The organism is Mycobacterium sp. BMJ-28 (genome assembly GCF_054404835.1).
The window spans coordinates 5629388-5644543 of record NZ_CM136783.1 but is presented as its reverse complement, the minus strand read 5'-3'; the positions used below and the strand labels follow the sequence as shown (position 1 = coordinate 5644543).

Below are 15156 nucleotides of genomic sequence, written 5' to 3'. Positions count from 1 at the left end.
TGTGCACGTTTCGTAACGCCGAGCGTCACGAAACGTGCACAAGTCGTACGCGGTACTACGCGGGCAGGACGTGCTCCCCGGTCTTGTCGGTGCTCAGGCACAGCGAGCAGATGAAACCGTTGCCGGTGGCCGACTTCAGCATGTCCGGCCGTTCGTAATCGTGATGGCAGACATGGCATTTGAGGTGGTCATCGGCGGGGTTGCCGTATTCGTCGAACATCGGCAGGTCGATGCCGTCGTCGGTGCGGCGCAGGTAGTACTTGCCCTTCGTCGCGATCGCGATGATCGGGGGCAGCACCAGGGCCAGGCCGATGGCGACCAGCGGCGAGTACGGCCGGATGGCCTCACCGAGACCGCCGAAGAACGCGATGACCGACAGGCCCGCTGCGATCAGCATGGAACCGAAGCCCACCGGGTTGAACCCGTAGAGCATGCCGCGGCGGAACTCGGGCACCATCGGTGACAACTTGAGCAGGTACTTGTTGAAGACGATGTCGCTGGCCACCACCACGACCCAGGCCATACCGCAGTTGGCGTAGAAGCCCAGGATGGTGTTGAGGAAGTCGAACATGTTGGCTTCCATCAGGATCAGCGCGATCAGCAGGTTCACGCCCAGGAAGACCAGCCGGCCCGGATAGGTCTTGGTGACCCGGGTGAACGAGTTGGTCCAGGCCAGCGAGCCGGAGTAGGCGTTGGTGACGTTGATCTTCACCTGGCTGATGACCACCAGCACGACGGCCAGCGTCATGGCCAGCCACGGCGGCAGGAAGTTCTGGTAGATCTCCAGGAACTGATGCACCGGCTGGTTGGCGATACCCGTGCTGTCGGCGACGTTGGCGATCAGATACACCGCCAGGAACAGGCCGACGATCTGCTTGATGGCGCCGAAGATGACCCAGCCGGGGCCGGCCAGGAACATCCAGGTCCACCAGCTGCGCTGGTTTTCCGGCGTCTTGGGGGGCATGAAGCGCAGGTAGTCGTTCTGCTCGGCGATCTGGGCGATCAGCGACAGGCAGACGCCGGCGGCCAGCAACGTGGAGCCCAGGTCGAAGCCCTGCACACCGTTCTCACCCTGGTAGGCGAAGAACTGACCGACCGATTCGGGGTGGCTGATCACCAGATAGACGAACGGCGCCACCATCAGGATGAGCCACAGCGGAGTGGTCCACACCTGAAGTGTGGACAGCACTTTCATGCCGTAGATGACCAGCGGGAAGATCACCAGCGTGGAGGCGGCGTACCCGAGCCACAACGGTATCCCGAGCCCGAGTTTGAGGCCCTGGGCCATGATCGAGCCCTCGAGGGCGAAGAAGATGAAGGTGAACGTCGCGAAGATGACGTTGGTGACCACCGAACCGTAGTAGCCGAAGCCGCTGCCGCGGGTGACCAGGTCGAGGTCGATGTTGTACCGCGCGGAGTAGTAGGCGACAGGGAATCCGGTCAGCATCACCACGACGGCGAAGATGAGGATGCCCCACAGTGCGTTCGTCGTCCCGTAGGAGATGCCGATGTTCGCGCCGATCGCGAAGTCGGCAAGGTAGGCGATACCGCCGAGCGCCGAGATGCCCACCACCCGGGTGGACCACTTCCGGTAGCTGCGCGGTGCGAAGCGCAGCGTGTAATCCTCGAGCGTTTCCTTGGTGGCGGTCAGCCGATCGCCGGGGTCGACGACGGCATCGGCCGGCTCGTCTGTGAGCTCTTGTGTCATGGTCAGCAAAATATGGGCAACTTGTTTCCATCACGTCACCGCGATGTTGCTCTCACGCTGCGTCCGGTTGCAGTGGTAGGACTGGTCCGGTGACACGCAACGCACGGTGGCTTGCGCCCCTGGCGGCCGCGGTTGTTCTCGGCACCCTGATTGCGGTGCTGAGCCAGGCCCGCTGGCTGACATCGGCCGATACCGCGGTGCTGGCACCGTTGTACCGGTTCGGCTTGGACCATCCCGTTTGGGTGCGCTGCTGGGATGTGTTCTGCACGGTGTTTCATCCGGTGGTGTTCCGGCTGGCCGCCTGGATCTGGATCGTCATCGCCCTCACCCGCAGGCAACTCCGGGTGGCGTTGTTCCTCACGCTCTCGGTCGAGGTGTCGGGTCTGCTCCTGGTCGCGCTGAAGGCGATGGTGGACCGGCCGCGTCCGGCGACCGCGCTGGTGTTCGAGTCCTCGACGTCGTACCCGTCCGGCCACGCGCTCGGCGTGATGGCGGGTGTGCTGGGCCTGCTGACCGTCGGATTGCCGTTACTTTCCAGGCTGCGCACCCCGGTGCTGGTCGCCGGCGCGGTCGTGGTGGTGGCCATCGGGGTCGGGCGGGTGGTGCTCAACGTGCACAACCCCTCCGACGTGTTGGCCGGCTGGGCGCTGGGTTACCTGTGGGTGCTGGCGTGCCTGCCGGTGCTCAACCGGTCCGTCATCCCCGACCCGCCCGTCGACCCAGGGGCCGGAACACCGGCAGTGCCCGGTACAGCACCTTGAAAGTCGCCTCTTCGCAGGTGTTCTCGACCTCCCCGTCATGAGCGATGGGTGTCGGCCCATCCACCGCCACGAAGCTGAACTCCGGCACCCGCATCTCGTGATAGAGCGGGCTGCGCACCAGTCGGCCCAGCACCAGCGCGCTCAGGATGCGGGCCCGGCTCAACCTGCGCCCGGTTTCCAGGATCCGGACGTCGATCAGCCCGTCGTCCATCCTGCTGCGTCGTGACGGCGCGAAACCCGACGGCGCGTACACCGCGTTGCCGAGAAAGAACAGCGAGGTCTGCACGGTCTTGTTGTCGTAGGTGATGCGCACACCCTTGTCCCGGCGCAGGGTGTGCCACAGCGCGTACGCCCCGGCCAGCGGTTTGCCGATCTTGTGTTCGAGTTTGTCCCGGACCCGGACGAACGCCGGGTAGGCGCCGATGCTGGCGGTGTTGATGACGGTGTCGGCCTCGTTGAACCGGATCACGTCCACGTAGGACCCCTGACCCTCGCGAATCGCGGTGACGGTGTCGGCCACCGTGACGCAGCCGATGTCCTTGGCGAAGTGGTTGAACGTCCCGCCCGGGAACACCGCCAGCGGCACCCCTGTCTCCACGGCGATGCCGGCCGCGCAGGAGACGGTGCCGTCCCCGCCGCCGACGGCCAGCACCTCGGCTCGACCCGCGGCCGCACGTAACGCCTCGGCGATGTCTTCGCCCTCGCCGACCTCGAGGATCTCGGCGCGGGGCAGCCCCTGCTTCACCTCGTCGACGACGCGGGCGCCGGTTCCGCTGCCCGAGGCCGGGTTGATGACCAGCACCACGCCCTCGCCCTCCGGCCGCCTCGGGGTGTCCAGCCGAAGCAGTTCCGATGTCGGCGGTGGCGCCTCGACGATCGGCGGCACCACGCGCGCCCCGAGCACCGCCACCGCCGCCCCGATGCCGAATCCGGCGAACACATCACCCGGATAGTGCGCACCGGTGGCCACCCGGGACAGCCCGACCAGGCCGGCGAGCAGGGCCAGCCCCAGCCCGAGCGGAGGGCTCTCCAGTCCGACGCCCACCGCGAAGGCGGCAGCACTGGCCGAATGCCCGGACGGCAGCGAATTGGAAGTGGGTACCCGCCGGGACCGCCGGATCAGCGGCACGGGGGTGCGGTCCGGACGCGACCGCAGCCACAACCGCTTGGCGCCCTGATTGGTGACCAGGCTGGTGACGGCCAGGGTCAGCAGGCCGCGGGCCGCCCCCCGCCGCATCGAGGAGGTGCCCGCCACGGCGAGCGCCCCGCCGATCGCTATCCACAACTTGGAGTGGTCTGCCGCCGAGGTCAGCCGGGGCATGGCGGAGTCGAGCAGCGGGCTGGGCGATTCGGCGACGGCCTCGAATATCTCGCGGTCCAGGGTGCCCAGACCCTGACCGATCTGTTGGAGCCCGCGGGGCCTTCTACCGATCATCTCTCCAACCTACGCAGCGCACGGGTTTCTTTTCCGTGCCATCGTGTCCAAACCTTGACTTGACCCGCGCATGCCCCGCTGCCGACGATGGAATGATGCGCCGACTGCTGATGCTGCTGTGCGCGGTGATGCTCGGCAGCGGTGCCGGGTTCATGTCACCGGTGGCGCGGGCGGCGGACGCGCCGTGGTTCGCCAATTCCGTCGGCGCCGCCACTCAGGTCATTTCGGTTGTCGGCGTGGGTGGTTCGTCGGCGAAGATGGATGTCTGGGAGCGCACGTCGGCGGGCTGGCAACCGATCGGAGTCGCCATCCCGGCCCACATCGGGGCCAACGGAATGGCGCCGGAAACCCATGACGGCGAAATGAAAACGCCGATGGGCATATTCACTCTCGATTTCGCGTTCGGCACCAAACCCAATCCCGGCGGGGGACTGCAGTACGTGCAGGTCGGCCCGGATCACTGGTGGGACGGCGATATGAAAAGCCCGACCTACAACACCATGCAGGTGTGCAAGAAGGCCCAGTGCCCGTTCGACACCAACCCCAGCAGCGGCACCGAGAACCTGCAGATCCCGCAGTACGCGCACGCAGTCGTGATGGGGGTGAACAAGGCCAGGATCCCGGGCAACGGTGGTGCGTTTTTTCTGCACACCACCGATGGCGGCGCGACCGCGGGTTGCGTCGCCATCGACGACGCCACCCTGGTGAAGATCATGCAGTGGCTGCGGCCAGGCGCCCTGATCGCGGTCGCGAAGTGATCAGATGTTAAGCGCGCGACCTGGTTTCAGGTGGAAGCCGAGATTCTCCAATGACATGGTGGCGTCGTAGGTGCGGTCATAGGACGTCGCGCTGATCTTCCAGCCATCTGGGGTTCGACGGTAGCGGTCGTGGTAGAACGCGGCGCCGATGAGCATGAAATTGAATTCGGCCGCGATGACCCGGTCCTGCAGATACCAGGTGGCCGACGCCTCGTCGGGACCTTCGAGGGTGATCTCCGGATGATCCACCCGGTGTTCGGTGATGACGCCCGGACCGAGCGACGTACGCATGAATTCCACCAGCGCGTCGCGGTCGGTGAAATGCAGTTCGTTACCCAGCGACGGCCCGTAGTCGCCCTTGACATCTTCGACCAGGGTGGCCGCGAAGTCGTCCCAGTGTTTGGTGTCCAGTGCACGCAGGTAGCGGTACTTGACGCCTTTGATTGCCTCGATATCACTTGCGTTGTCACTCACATTCGACATTGCAGCACAGATGTTTGCCGACCGGACCCGAACTCTGTTGACGTGTTGGTCAAATTCATCCGGCGTACCCGTCGCCACGCCGGCCAAAGGTGATTCACAACTGATCCAAAAGTTCAGTGCCGGAACGGAGTTCGTCGGACCCCGGTGTGTCCCGTCGTCGGGCCGAGATGTCGGCGGCTAAGGTGGGTTCGATATGAGCGACCCGTTGGGGTTGTCGATAGGGACGACCAACCTGGTCGCGACGAGTGTCGGCGGCCGGCCTGTGACGCGGCGTACTGTGCTGACCCTGCCCCCGCACGGCGCGCCGGAAATCGGCCTGCCCGCGGCACCGGACGCCGCGCAGGGTCTGGTGCTCAGCGGTTTCGTGGACCGGGTGGGCGATCCGGTGCCGCTGGTCGCGACGGATGGGTCGTCGTACTCCGCCGACGACCTGCTGGTCGAGGCGCTCGAGGCGATGGTCGGCGCCGCCGGGGCAGCACCTGCACCACAGACCGCCATCGCGGTGCCCGCGCACTGGACGGCGGCGACGGTGCGCACCTTGCGCGCAGCCATCCGCGCCAATCCGGTGCTCGCGCCCAGCGGCACCCCACCACGTTTGGTGTCCGACGCGGTGGCCGCGCTGACCTCGTTGCGCACCAGCCCGGGACTCCATGGCGGCGGACCGGTGGCGTTGCTCGATTTCGGCGGTGGTGGCACCAGCATCACCCTGGTCGATGCCGGCGCCGCATTCGAGTCGCTGGATGAAACCCTGCGGGTCGCCGAGTTCTCCGGCGACCTGATCGACCAGGCGGCGCTGACCAAGGTGCTCGGCGGCATCGGTGACGCGGATCCGGCCGCCACCGCCGCGGTCGGCCTGCTCGGGCAACTGCGTGAGGAATGCCGTCAGGCCAAGGAGCGGCTGTCCTCGATCACCGCCACCGAGATACCTGTGGCGCTGGGGGGCCGCCAATCGGTGGTTCGACTGACCCGCGCCGAGCTGGACGAGCTGCTCGCCGAGCCATTCGCGGAAGTCCTGACCGCTCTGGATAACCTGTTGCAGCGCAACAGGATCACCTTCGCCGATCTCTCCGCGGTGGCCACCGTCGGCGGCGGTGCGAGCATCCCGATGATCACCCAACGGCTTTCCGAGCACACCCGCATACCCGTCGTGACCACCGCGCAGCCCGCGCTCGACGCTGCCGTCGGCGCTGCACTTTTCGCCGCATACGGTGGTGAATCGGATCTCCGCACCGGGATGGCACCGATCGCCCCGGACGCGCCTACCGGGCTGGCGCCGGCCGCCGCCGACCTGCCGACGGGACTGGCCCCCGCGGCCGCCGCCGACACGCCGACTCAGCTGGGGCCCGCCGGCCAGGGTGCGGTCGGTGCGCTGGCCTGGTCGCAGGACGACGCCGCCGCCGGCGATCCGGTCCCGTACGCCGGCGGGGAGATTCCTTACCGCACCGAGAACCCGTATGCCGTCGATGCGACCACACATGTTGTAGCCCAACATGTTCCGCGTTCTTACGACGATCCGCCGCGGGCGTGGCAGCGGCTGCCGATCCTGGTGTTCGCCGCCGCGGGCGTGCTGACGCTCATCGCGCTCGGCGGGGTGGCGATCGCGCTGACCGGTAACTCGGGCAGCCCGAGCCCCGCTACCGCACCGTCGAACGTGCCCGTCTCACGCCCGATCGTGCCGCCGACCGAGGCGCCACCGGCGGCGGTCGCACCGCCCACGACGCAGCCGCCGCCTCCCGTCGTGACCGTGACCACCGAGCCGCCCGCCCCGCCACCCCCGCCGACGCACACCCCGGAACCGGTGGTCACCCACACCGTCACCGTCACCACCACGCAACCCACGACGACGACGACTACGACTACGACTACGACGACCACCACACCGTCGACGACCACCACACCGCCCACCACGACCACCACGACCACCACACCGGCGATGACCACGACGTTCATCACCGTGCCGTTCCTGCCGGTGCCCATTCCGATCCAGGTGCCCAACCGCGGTGAGCCCAGCTACTCGACTCAGGCCCCGTACCCGGGCGAGTATCCGACCCAGCAGACCTACCCGGGCGTACCCGGCTTCCGGTAACCGCGCCTTAACGATTGCGGCAGCAACATCACAGCCGGGGTCCAGCCGGTTTGCGGTTGCCGCAAGCACGATCAGCGGCATGAACACACACTCGTCATGGCGCTCCCGGCGCGCACTGCTGGGCGTGGTCGGCGCCGGAGCGATGATCACCCTCGGCGCGTTGAGCGCCGCGCACAGCGGCGGCGGCGCGGCCAGCATGCTGGCCGGATCGGGTGACGCGCCCGCCAACACCACCTTCTCCTCGCCGGTCGTGGTGCCCGCCAATATGGGCGCGACGGCCACCTGGACGACGCCGGCCACCGTGGAACCCACCACCATGGCCGTACCGAAGAAGGGCTGACGATGAAACGGATCGCCCTGGGAGTCGGGCTCGCCGCGGTCAGCGCGGGTGTCGTCGCCGTGATCAGCAGCGGAAGTGCCGCCGCGGCGGGCACCGACGTCAACGGACAGAAATACAGTGACGCGTCGGCGGCGCTCAGCGGCGCGGGCTACACCGTCATCGTGGGCACCACGTTCGGAGACGTGCAGAACCGTGACGACTGCGTGGTCGTCAACGCTCAGCAACGCACCGCCCAGCCGCCGCCGAACAGCAGCGGGTCGGCCACCAAAGAGATGGTCGTCTCGCTGAACTGCGAGTCCGGTGCGGCGTCGAACAAGTCGGCGGGTTACTCGGCCGGCAGCCCGGAGGGCCGCGCCGCCAAGGCCGCGGCGGCATCGGCAGCGGCCCAGGCATCACCCGACGGCAGCTGAGCGCCCGGGTCACCCGAATCTGCGTTTGACGGCGTCGGGGGCGGGCTACACCGCTGCAATGACATCTCCACCCGAGCCGTTGCGCGCCCTCGCGTTGGTATGCAGCCTCAAGACCAGCCCAGCGCCGTCGAGCAGTGAACTGATCGCCACCCACCTGTTCGACACGCTCAAGACGGACGGCGTCGACTGCGAAGCGGTGCGCTGCGTGGACTATCACATCGCGCCCGGCGTCGAGGCCGACATGGGTGACACCGATCAGTGGCCGCAGATCCGGTCCAAGGTCCTGGACGCCGACATCTTGATCATCAGCACGCCGGTGTGGCTGGGGCATCCGTCATCGGTGGCACAGCGGGTCTTGGAGCGCCTCGACGCCGAGTTGTCGAACAAGGACGAGCAGGGCCGGCCGGTGCTGCTCGGCAAAGTCGCCATCGTCAGCGTCGTCGGGAACGAGGACGGCGCGCACAAGACCGTCGCCGACCTGTTCCAGGGCCTCAACGATGTCGGCTACAGCATTCCCGGCCAGGGTTGCACCTACTGGAACGGCCCGGCGATGGGATCCACCGACTACAACGACCTCGACGAGGTGCCCGAGGCGGTGGCATCGGCGACCGCGGCCGCCGCGCGCAACGCCGCGCAGCTGGCCAGGGCGCTCAAAAAAGCGCAGTACCCGCCCTATCCGGGCTGACCGCTGGTTCTAGACGGCTTGGCCGTCGGTGCTGGTTATAGACGGCTTCGCCGTCGGTGCTCGATTAGACGGCTTCGCCGTCGGTGCTGGACCCGGGTGGCGCCGTGAGCTGTTCGACGAGTTGGACGGCCAGCGTGCGCAGCGGAACGTTGGTGTTCTGACTCTGCCGGCGAAGCCGTGCGAACGCCTCGTCGTCGTCGATGCCGTGGATGGCCATCAACATGCCCTTGGCCTGCTCGATGGGTGCCCGCGTCTCCAGGGCACGTTGCAGCCCGGTGGCCACCTCCCGGGCCGACCGGAAGCGGCCGAAGTCGCCGACCGCACGGGAAACCGCCGTGGTCAAAAGGTCGAGGACCTCGGCGTCGAAACTGTCGAAGGCCGACGGCGACCGGCCATAGATATTGAGCGACCCGAGCGACTGATCGGCGGTCATCAGTGGGGCGGCGAGGAAGCTGTGGATGCCCTCCTCGCGCGCGGCGGCGGCGAACTTCGGCCAGGTGGCGGCAGCCTCGGCGAAATCCACCAGCACGATGGCACGGGTGCGGGCGGCCTGCAGGCACGGGCCTTCCCCGGCGTCGTATTGCTCGGTGTCCACCCGAAGCGTGCGGCGGTCGGTGTGCACGGCGGTGTAGGTACGGCCGCCGAGGTCGATGGTCACCCCGGTGCTGTCGGCGCCGGCGATCGCGTGCCGGGCGATCTGCGCCAGGTGCTGGAGCAGGGCCAGCAGGTCGTCCTCGTCATCGACACTGCGGCTCACCGAGAGCAGTATCCGGCCCAGCTCGGTGGGGCCGATCTGACCCCCGGCAGCGGCCGCGATGGTGAGTCCGGCCACGACGGTCGTCTCCTGGCCAGCCTTTGCCGGCAGCGAGGCGGCCGTGCGGGGATCCGACGAAACCATCCAGCCAGTGTGGCATAGCTGAGCGGGGCGCAACGAGTGGTCGGGATATCAGGCCGTGCCGCTGGTCACCCCACTGTCTCGGCGTCGACTCCGTGCGGCGACGATCTCCTGGCGAGGTGCTGTGACCGGCGCACCTGCAGATGTTGGTGTGACGGCGGGAGTCAGCCGGCAGGCAGATACGGCAGGTTTGTACTCGTCTGCGGGTCCACCTTGACCGGTCGGCCCACGTAGGGAAACGCTCGCTGTGGACAGGTCGGCCGGTCGCAGATCCGGCATCCGGCACCGATTGGCACGGTGGCCTCGGGGTCGGCGAGATCGATCCCGACGGAGTACACGAGTTTGTCCGCATGCGCGAGGTCACACCCGAGGCCGATCGCGAAGCTCTTGGGTGTGCTCAGGTATCCGCTCGGCGTGGAGGCCGAGGTTTTGGCCAGCCAGAAGTAGTTTCGGCCGTCCGGCATCTGCGCCACCTGGGTGAGGAAGTCACCGGGTTGGGCGAAGGCATGGTGCACCACCCACAGTGGGCAGTTCCCACCGACCCGGGAGAAGTGAAAAGCCGTGGCGGACTGGCGCTTGGAGATGTTCCCGGCGCTGTCGGTGCGGACGAAGATGAATGGAACGCCCCGGGCGTCGGGACGCTGCAAGGTGGACAACCGGTGACAGATGGTTTCGAACCCGACCTCGAACCGTCGGGCCAGCTGGTCGATGTCGTAGCGTAGTTCTTCAGCGGCACTGAGGAATTCCCGGTACGGAAGAAGCAACGCACCGGCGAAATAGTTGGCCAGACCAATACGGGCCACGTCCCGCGCCTCGGCGCTGAGTTGATCGTCGGTCGCCACGGTCGCCGCAAGCAGGTCTGAGTGCAGTAGCAGGGCCAGTTGGGTGGCGAGCTGGAAGGCGCGTTGCCCGGGTAGTAGCCACCGTGCGATGTGTAGCACTTCGGTTTCCGGCTGGTATCGCCGTTTGACATTGGGGCCCAAGGCATTGCCGTCATCGACACGGACGGTGATGCCGAATTTGTCGGTTAGCAGGTCTGCCAGCTGACCGTCGAGACCACCCACCCGCAGCCGGCTCCGGAGAAAAAGGTCCTCGGCCGCACGGTCCAGAGCGTCAATGTAGTTGCGCCGGTCGTAGAAGAAGTCGCGCACCTCTTCGAACGGCATCGGCTGTTGCACTCCGGACTGGATGTCCAGATTGGCCCGGCCGTGCACCGATTCGAGTTCGGCCGTGGCATCGTGCAGTCGGCGATGCAGATTGACCATCGTTTGCCCGACCTCGGGCATCCGTGCCACCAGCTCCTCGATCTGCGCCGGCGTCGCGGGCCCGTCGGACAGGATCTCGCGTAGGTCGGCCGCGAGGCGGGCATCGGCGTCCGGGGCGAAGTAATGGGTGGGGAGATCGAACCGGTCGGACAAGGCCAGCAGGACTGGGACGGTGATCGGCCGCTGGTCGTTCTCCAGCTGATTGACGTAGCTGGTGGAGAGTCCCAGTGCGCGCGCCAGCGCGACCTGTGTCAGGCCTCTCTCGTCGCGTAGCCGTCTCAACCGCGCGCCCGCGAATGTCTTCGCCACCGGGCATCACCCTACCGCCGACGATGTTCGCAAGATCCGCAAAACTGGGCGGAAAAGGACACAAAATTACGCATTTACAGGTACTTTCCCGCGCGATAGCGGCCTGCGTAGCGTGCGAATCATGCGTGAACATGAGGTCAAGACCCGGCGTAGTGCCGATGATTTCCCCCGTACCGAACACCTTGCCTGGAAGATCGCCCATGTCGCCGCCGACCCGGTGCCGGTGCTCCCGGAGATCGAGGCGATGGTCGTCAACCGGATCATCGACAACGCGGCGGTCTCGGCGGCCTCGGTCATCCGCCGGCCGGTGACCGTGGCACGGGCCCAGGCCTTGGCCCATCCGGTCCGCCAGGGTGCGGGCGTGTTCGGTGTCGGAGGCAGCGTTTCGGCGGAGTGGGCGGCGTGGGCCAACGGTGTGGCGGTACGTGAGCTGGACTTCCATGACACCTTCCTGGCCGCTGAATACTCCCATCCCGGCGACAACATCCCAGCGTTGGTAGCCGTCGCGCAGCAGCTGGGCATCCGTGGCTCCGACCTGATCCGCGGTATCACCACCGCGTACGAGATCCAGGTGGACCTGGCCAAGGGAATCTGCCTGCACGAGCGCAAGATCGACCACGTCGCGCACCTCGGCCCCTCGGTCGCGGCCGGCCTCGGCACCATGCTCCGTCTGGATCCGGAGACCATCTACGCCGCTGTCGGGCAGGCGCTGCACCTGACCACCGCGACCCGGCAATCGCGCAAGGGCCTGATCTCCAGCTGGAAGGCGTTCGCTCCGGCGTGGGCCGGCAAGGTCGCGATCGAGGCCGTGGACAGGGCCATGCGCGGGGAGGGGTCCCCAGCCCCGATCTGGGAGGGTGAGGACGGTGTGATCGCCTGGCTACTGGGCGGGCCGGAGCGCACGTACGAGGTGCCGCTGCCGGAACCGGGCGAGCCCAAACGTGCCATCTTGGATACCTACACCAAGGAACACTCCGCCGAATACCAAAGCCAGGCACCCATCGATCTGGCCCGGCGCTTGCGCGACCGTATCGGCGATCTGGAGCAGATCGCGTCGATCGTCTTGCACACCAGCCACCACACCCATGTGGTGATCGGTACCGGCTCGGGCGACCCACAGAAATTCGATCCCAGTGCCTCGCGGGAGACGCTCGATCACTCGGTGATGTACATCTTCGCGGTCGCTCTGCAGGACGGCAGCTGGCACCACGAACGGTCGTACGCGCCGGAGCGCGCGCACCGTCCCGACACCGTCGAGCTGTGGAGCAAGATCTCCACCGTCGAAGACCCGGAGTGGACCCGTCGGTACCACTCGAATGATCCCGCCGAGAAGGCCTTCGGTGCCAAGGCTGTGGTCACTTTGAAGAACGGCGAGACGATCGTCGACGAGCTGGCCGTCGCGGATGCTCATCCACTGGGCGCGCGGCCATTCGAGCGTGCGCACTACATTGCCAAATTCACCGAGCTCGCCGACGGAGTACTGGAACCCGGAGAACAACAACGCTTCCTGAGCATGACCGACACCGTGGCCACAATCAAGCCGGGCGGATTGGGTGTGCTGAACGTGCGGGTCGATTCGCGGGTGCTGGACAAGGCGCCGACGATTTCGTCAGGAATCTTCCGATGAGCCTGATCGGTGCTGCCGGCTCGGCTGCGGACAAGCGCCGGAGCTTCCGCAGCGCATTGAAGTCGGGCCGCCTGCAACGCTTCCCGGGCGCATTCTCCCCGCTGGTCGCCAAGCTGGTCGCCGAGATCGGGTTCGACGGCGTCTACGTGTCCGGCGCAGTGCTGTCCGCGGATCTAGGGCTACCCGATATCGGGCTCACCACGTTGACCGAGGTGTGTTCGCGCGGTGCGCAAATAGCCGCTGCGACCGATCTGCCCACCCTGATCGACGCGGACACCGGATTCGGAGAACCGATGAGCGCGGCGCGCACCGTCACGCTTCTCGAAGATGCCGGCCTGGCCGGCCTCCATCTCGAAGACCAGGTGAACCCGAAGCGCTGCGGCCACCTCGACGGTAAGGCCGTCGTGGAGACGTCGGAGATGGTCAAGCGGCTGCGGGCGGCGGTTGCGGCGCGCCGGGATCCCGACTTCGTCATCTGTGCCCGCACCGACGCCGCGGAAATCGAGGGGATTCCCGCGGCGATCGACCGGGCCAAGGCCTACGCAGACGCCGGGGCGGACCTGATCTTCACCGAGGCCCTGCACGGACCTGCCGACTTCGAACAGTTCCGGGACGCCATCGACACCCCGCTACTGGCAAATATGACCGAGTTCGGAAAGTCCGATTTGCTGAACGCCCGACAGCTGTCCGAGATCGGCTACAACGTCGTGATTTACCCGGTGACGACGCTGCGGTTGGCGATGTACGCCGTCGAAGTCGGTCTGCACGAAATCAGCGGTGCCGGAACGCAGTCCGGTCTGCTGGGGCGCATGCAGCATCGCAGCCGGCTCTATGAGCTGCTCCGGTATGCCGAATACAACGAATTCGATTCCGACATCTACAATTTCAGCCTTCAGGGAGCGCAACGATGAGCCTGGTCGAGGGCAAGCCGAAGATCCACAAAGGTCTGGCCGGTGTCGTGGTGGACACCACGGCCATCTCCAAGGTGGTTCCGGATACCAACTCGCTGACCTATCGTGGATACCCGGTCCAGGATCTGGCCGTGTACTGCAGTTTCGAGCAGGTCGCCTATCTGCTCTGGCATGGTGAACTGCCCACTGATGGCGAGCTGGCGCAGTTCACCCAGCGTGAGCGCGCATCGCGGCGCATCGACCGCTCACTGCAGTCATTGCTGGCCAAGCTGCCCGACACCTGCCATCCGATGGACGTGGTGCGTACCGCGATCAGCTACCTAGGTGCCGAAGATCCAGATGAGGACGACGCCTCGGAGTCGGCCAACTACGCCAAGTCGCTTCGGATGTTCGCGGTGCTGCCCACCATCGTCGCGGCCGATATGCGCAGGCGGCGCGGACTGGACCCCATCCAGCCGCACAGTCATCTCAGTTACTCGGAGAATTTCCTCCGGATGGCACTCGGTGAGGTGCCCGACAAGGTGATCGTGGCAGCGTTCGAGCAGTCGATGGTGCTTTATGCCGAGCACAGCTTCAACGCATCGACTTTCGCGGCACGCGTGGTCACCTCGACGCAGTCCGACATTTACAGCGCGGTGACGGCGGCCATCGGCGCGCTCAAGGGTTCGTTGCACGGTGGTGCCAACGAGGCGGTGATGCACGACATGCTGGAGATCGGCACCGCGGACAGGGCGTCGGGATGGTTACACGGCAAGCTGTCCCGCAAGGAGAAGGTGATGGGCTTCGGACATCGGGTATACCGCAGCGGAGACTCGCGGGTGCCCACCATGAAGGCGGCATTCGAATCCGTCGCGGCCGCGTGTGACGGCCGCCGCTGGTTGGACATCTACAACGAGCTGGAGCGGGACATGTTTGCGGCCACCGAGATCCGGCCGAACTTGGATTTCCCGACCGGGCCGGCCTACTACCTGATGGGCTTCGACATCCCCAGTTTCACACCGATCTTCGTGATGAGCCGGATCACGGGTTGGACCGCCCATATCGTCGAACAGGCGGCGTCCAACGCGCTGATCCGGCCCCTCAGTGAGTACAGCGGACGTCCGCAACGCGCGCTCACGTGACCACCCGAGTTCTGGTGGCCAACCCAGCAGGGCCGGCAGCGCAGAGGCGAATAGTGAAGCCCCAGTTGATCACTGGGCCAGATCCATGCGAAACCGGCGATTGGCGGCACCTGGCTCGGTGCCGTGACAGCGACCCCGACCTGTTCTTTCATCCTGACGAGGAGCCCGCGCAGTCCCGTCGCCGACGAGTGGCGAATGCCCAACAAATCTGTGCCGACTGTCCGGTCAGGTGGGAATGCGCGAGCTTCGCGCTCGATGGCGGCGAGGATTTCGGAATCTGGGGTGGCATGTCAGAAACTGACCGCGCCCGGCTTTTCCTGATCCAGGACGAACGTCGCGAGGCCTGATGTAGATCGTGCCCC

At 66.5% G+C, this 15156-nt stretch carries 15 protein-coding genes; 10 read left to right on the top strand and 5 right to left on the bottom strand.

All coding sequences use genetic code 11. The annotated features are described in order from the left end of the window. Positions 1–55 precede the first annotated feature (55 nt). The gene (locus ACXPWS_RS28005) at positions 56–1708 is read right to left on the bottom strand and encodes a purine-cytosine permease family protein (RefSeq protein WP_458709779.1); all 1653 of its coding nucleotides are present in this window, start codon (positions 1706–1708) and stop codon (positions 56–58) included. An 89-nt stretch (positions 1709–1797) separates the two neighbouring features. Between ACXPWS_RS28005 and ACXPWS_RS28000 the strand changes: the two genes are divergently transcribed. Next, on the top strand, positions 1798–2469 hold the full coding sequence (locus ACXPWS_RS28000; RefSeq protein ID WP_458709778.1) for a phosphatase PAP2 family protein: 672 nt from the start codon (positions 1798–1800) through the stop codon (positions 2467–2469). Here the strand turns inward: ACXPWS_RS28000 and ACXPWS_RS27995 are convergent. Beyond that, positions 2405–3904 carry a bifunctional phosphatase PAP2/diacylglycerol kinase family protein gene (locus ACXPWS_RS27995; protein ID WP_458709777.1) on the bottom strand — a complete coding sequence of 500 codons (1500 nt, stop codon included), beginning with the start codon at positions 3902–3904 and terminating at the stop codon, positions 2405–2407. The genes ACXPWS_RS28000 and ACXPWS_RS27995 overlap by 65 nt on opposite strands. 95 nt (positions 3905–3999) lie before the next feature. Here ACXPWS_RS27995 and ACXPWS_RS27990 point away from each other — a divergent pair, with 95 nt between their 5' ends. Further along, a complete protein-coding gene (locus tag ACXPWS_RS27990) occupies positions 4000–4662 on the top strand; it encodes a L,D-transpeptidase family protein (protein WP_458709776.1) in 663 nt (220 codons plus the stop codon). Here the strand turns inward: ACXPWS_RS27990 and ACXPWS_RS27985 are convergent, their stop codons facing one another. Beyond that, a complete protein-coding gene (locus tag ACXPWS_RS27985) occupies positions 4663–5136 on the bottom strand; it encodes a nuclear transport factor 2 family protein (RefSeq protein WP_458709775.1) in 474 nt (157 codons plus the stop codon). 202 nt (positions 5137–5338) lie between these two features. On the opposite strand from ACXPWS_RS27985, the gene ACXPWS_RS27980 reads away from it, so the two are divergent. The 4 genes from ACXPWS_RS27980 (at position 5339) to ACXPWS_RS27965 (ending at position 8666) form a co-directional block, all read left to right on the top strand. Then, positions 5339–7231 (top strand): Hsp70 family protein, encoded by a 1893-nt coding sequence (locus tag ACXPWS_RS27980; RefSeq protein ID WP_458709774.1) that lies wholly within the window; start codon positions 5339–5341, stop codon positions 7229–7231. A gap of 79 nt (positions 7232–7310) precedes the next feature. After that, positions 7311–7571: a hypothetical protein gene (locus ACXPWS_RS27975; protein ID WP_458709773.1), complete on the top strand. Its 261-nt coding sequence runs from the start codon at positions 7311–7313 to the stop codon at positions 7569–7571. A 2-nt stretch (positions 7572–7573) separates the two neighbouring features. After that, complete coding sequence (locus ACXPWS_RS27970; protein ID WP_458709772.1) at positions 7574–7981, top strand: hypothetical protein; 408 nt, start codon at positions 7574–7576, stop codon at positions 7979–7981. Between the two features lie 58 nt (positions 7982–8039). Beyond that, a complete protein-coding gene (locus ACXPWS_RS27965; RefSeq protein WP_458709771.1) occupies positions 8040–8666 on the top strand; it encodes a flavodoxin family protein in 627 nt (208 codons plus the stop codon). A gap of 64 nt (positions 8667–8730) precedes the next feature. Here ACXPWS_RS27965 and ACXPWS_RS27960 read toward each other — a convergent pair whose 3' ends face one another. Beyond that, a complete protein-coding gene (locus tag ACXPWS_RS27960; protein WP_458709770.1) occupies positions 8731–9564 on the bottom strand; it encodes an ANTAR domain-containing response regulator in 834 nt (277 codons plus the stop codon). 161 nt (positions 9565–9725) lie between these two features. Beyond that, positions 9726–11135 carry a short-chain fatty acyl-CoA regulator family protein gene (locus ACXPWS_RS27955; protein ID WP_458709769.1) on the bottom strand — a complete coding sequence of 470 codons (1410 nt, stop codon included), beginning with the start codon at positions 11133–11135 and terminating at the stop codon, positions 9726–9728. A 121-nt stretch (positions 11136–11256) separates the two neighbouring features. Between ACXPWS_RS27955 and prpD the strand changes: the two genes are divergently transcribed. Genes prpD through ACXPWS_RS27935 form a run of 4 tightly spaced genes read left to right on the top strand, consistent with a single transcriptional unit; the run spans position 11257 to position 15141 of the window. Further along, a complete protein-coding gene (prpD, locus tag ACXPWS_RS27950; RefSeq protein ID WP_458709768.1) occupies positions 11257–12762 on the top strand; it encodes a 2-methylcitrate dehydratase PrpD in 1506 nt (501 codons plus the stop codon). Then, on the top strand, positions 12759–13673 hold the full coding sequence (prpB, locus tag ACXPWS_RS27945; RefSeq protein WP_458709767.1) for a methylisocitrate lyase: 915 nt from the start codon (positions 12759–12761) through the stop codon (positions 13671–13673). Before prpD ends, prpB begins: the two co-directional genes overlap by 4 nt. Continuing rightward, positions 13670–14794 (top strand): bifunctional 2-methylcitrate synthase/citrate synthase, encoded by a 1125-nt coding sequence (locus tag ACXPWS_RS27940; protein ID WP_458709766.1) that lies wholly within the window; start codon positions 13670–13672, stop codon positions 14792–14794. The genes prpB and ACXPWS_RS27940 overlap by 4 nt, the downstream gene beginning before the upstream one ends. Beyond that, on the top strand, positions 14791–15141 hold the full coding sequence (locus ACXPWS_RS27935) for a WhiB family transcriptional regulator (RefSeq protein ID WP_458709765.1): 351 nt from the start codon (positions 14791–14793) through the stop codon (positions 15139–15141). Before ACXPWS_RS27940 ends, ACXPWS_RS27935 begins: the two co-directional genes overlap by 4 nt. Positions 15142–15156 lie beyond the last annotated feature (15 nt).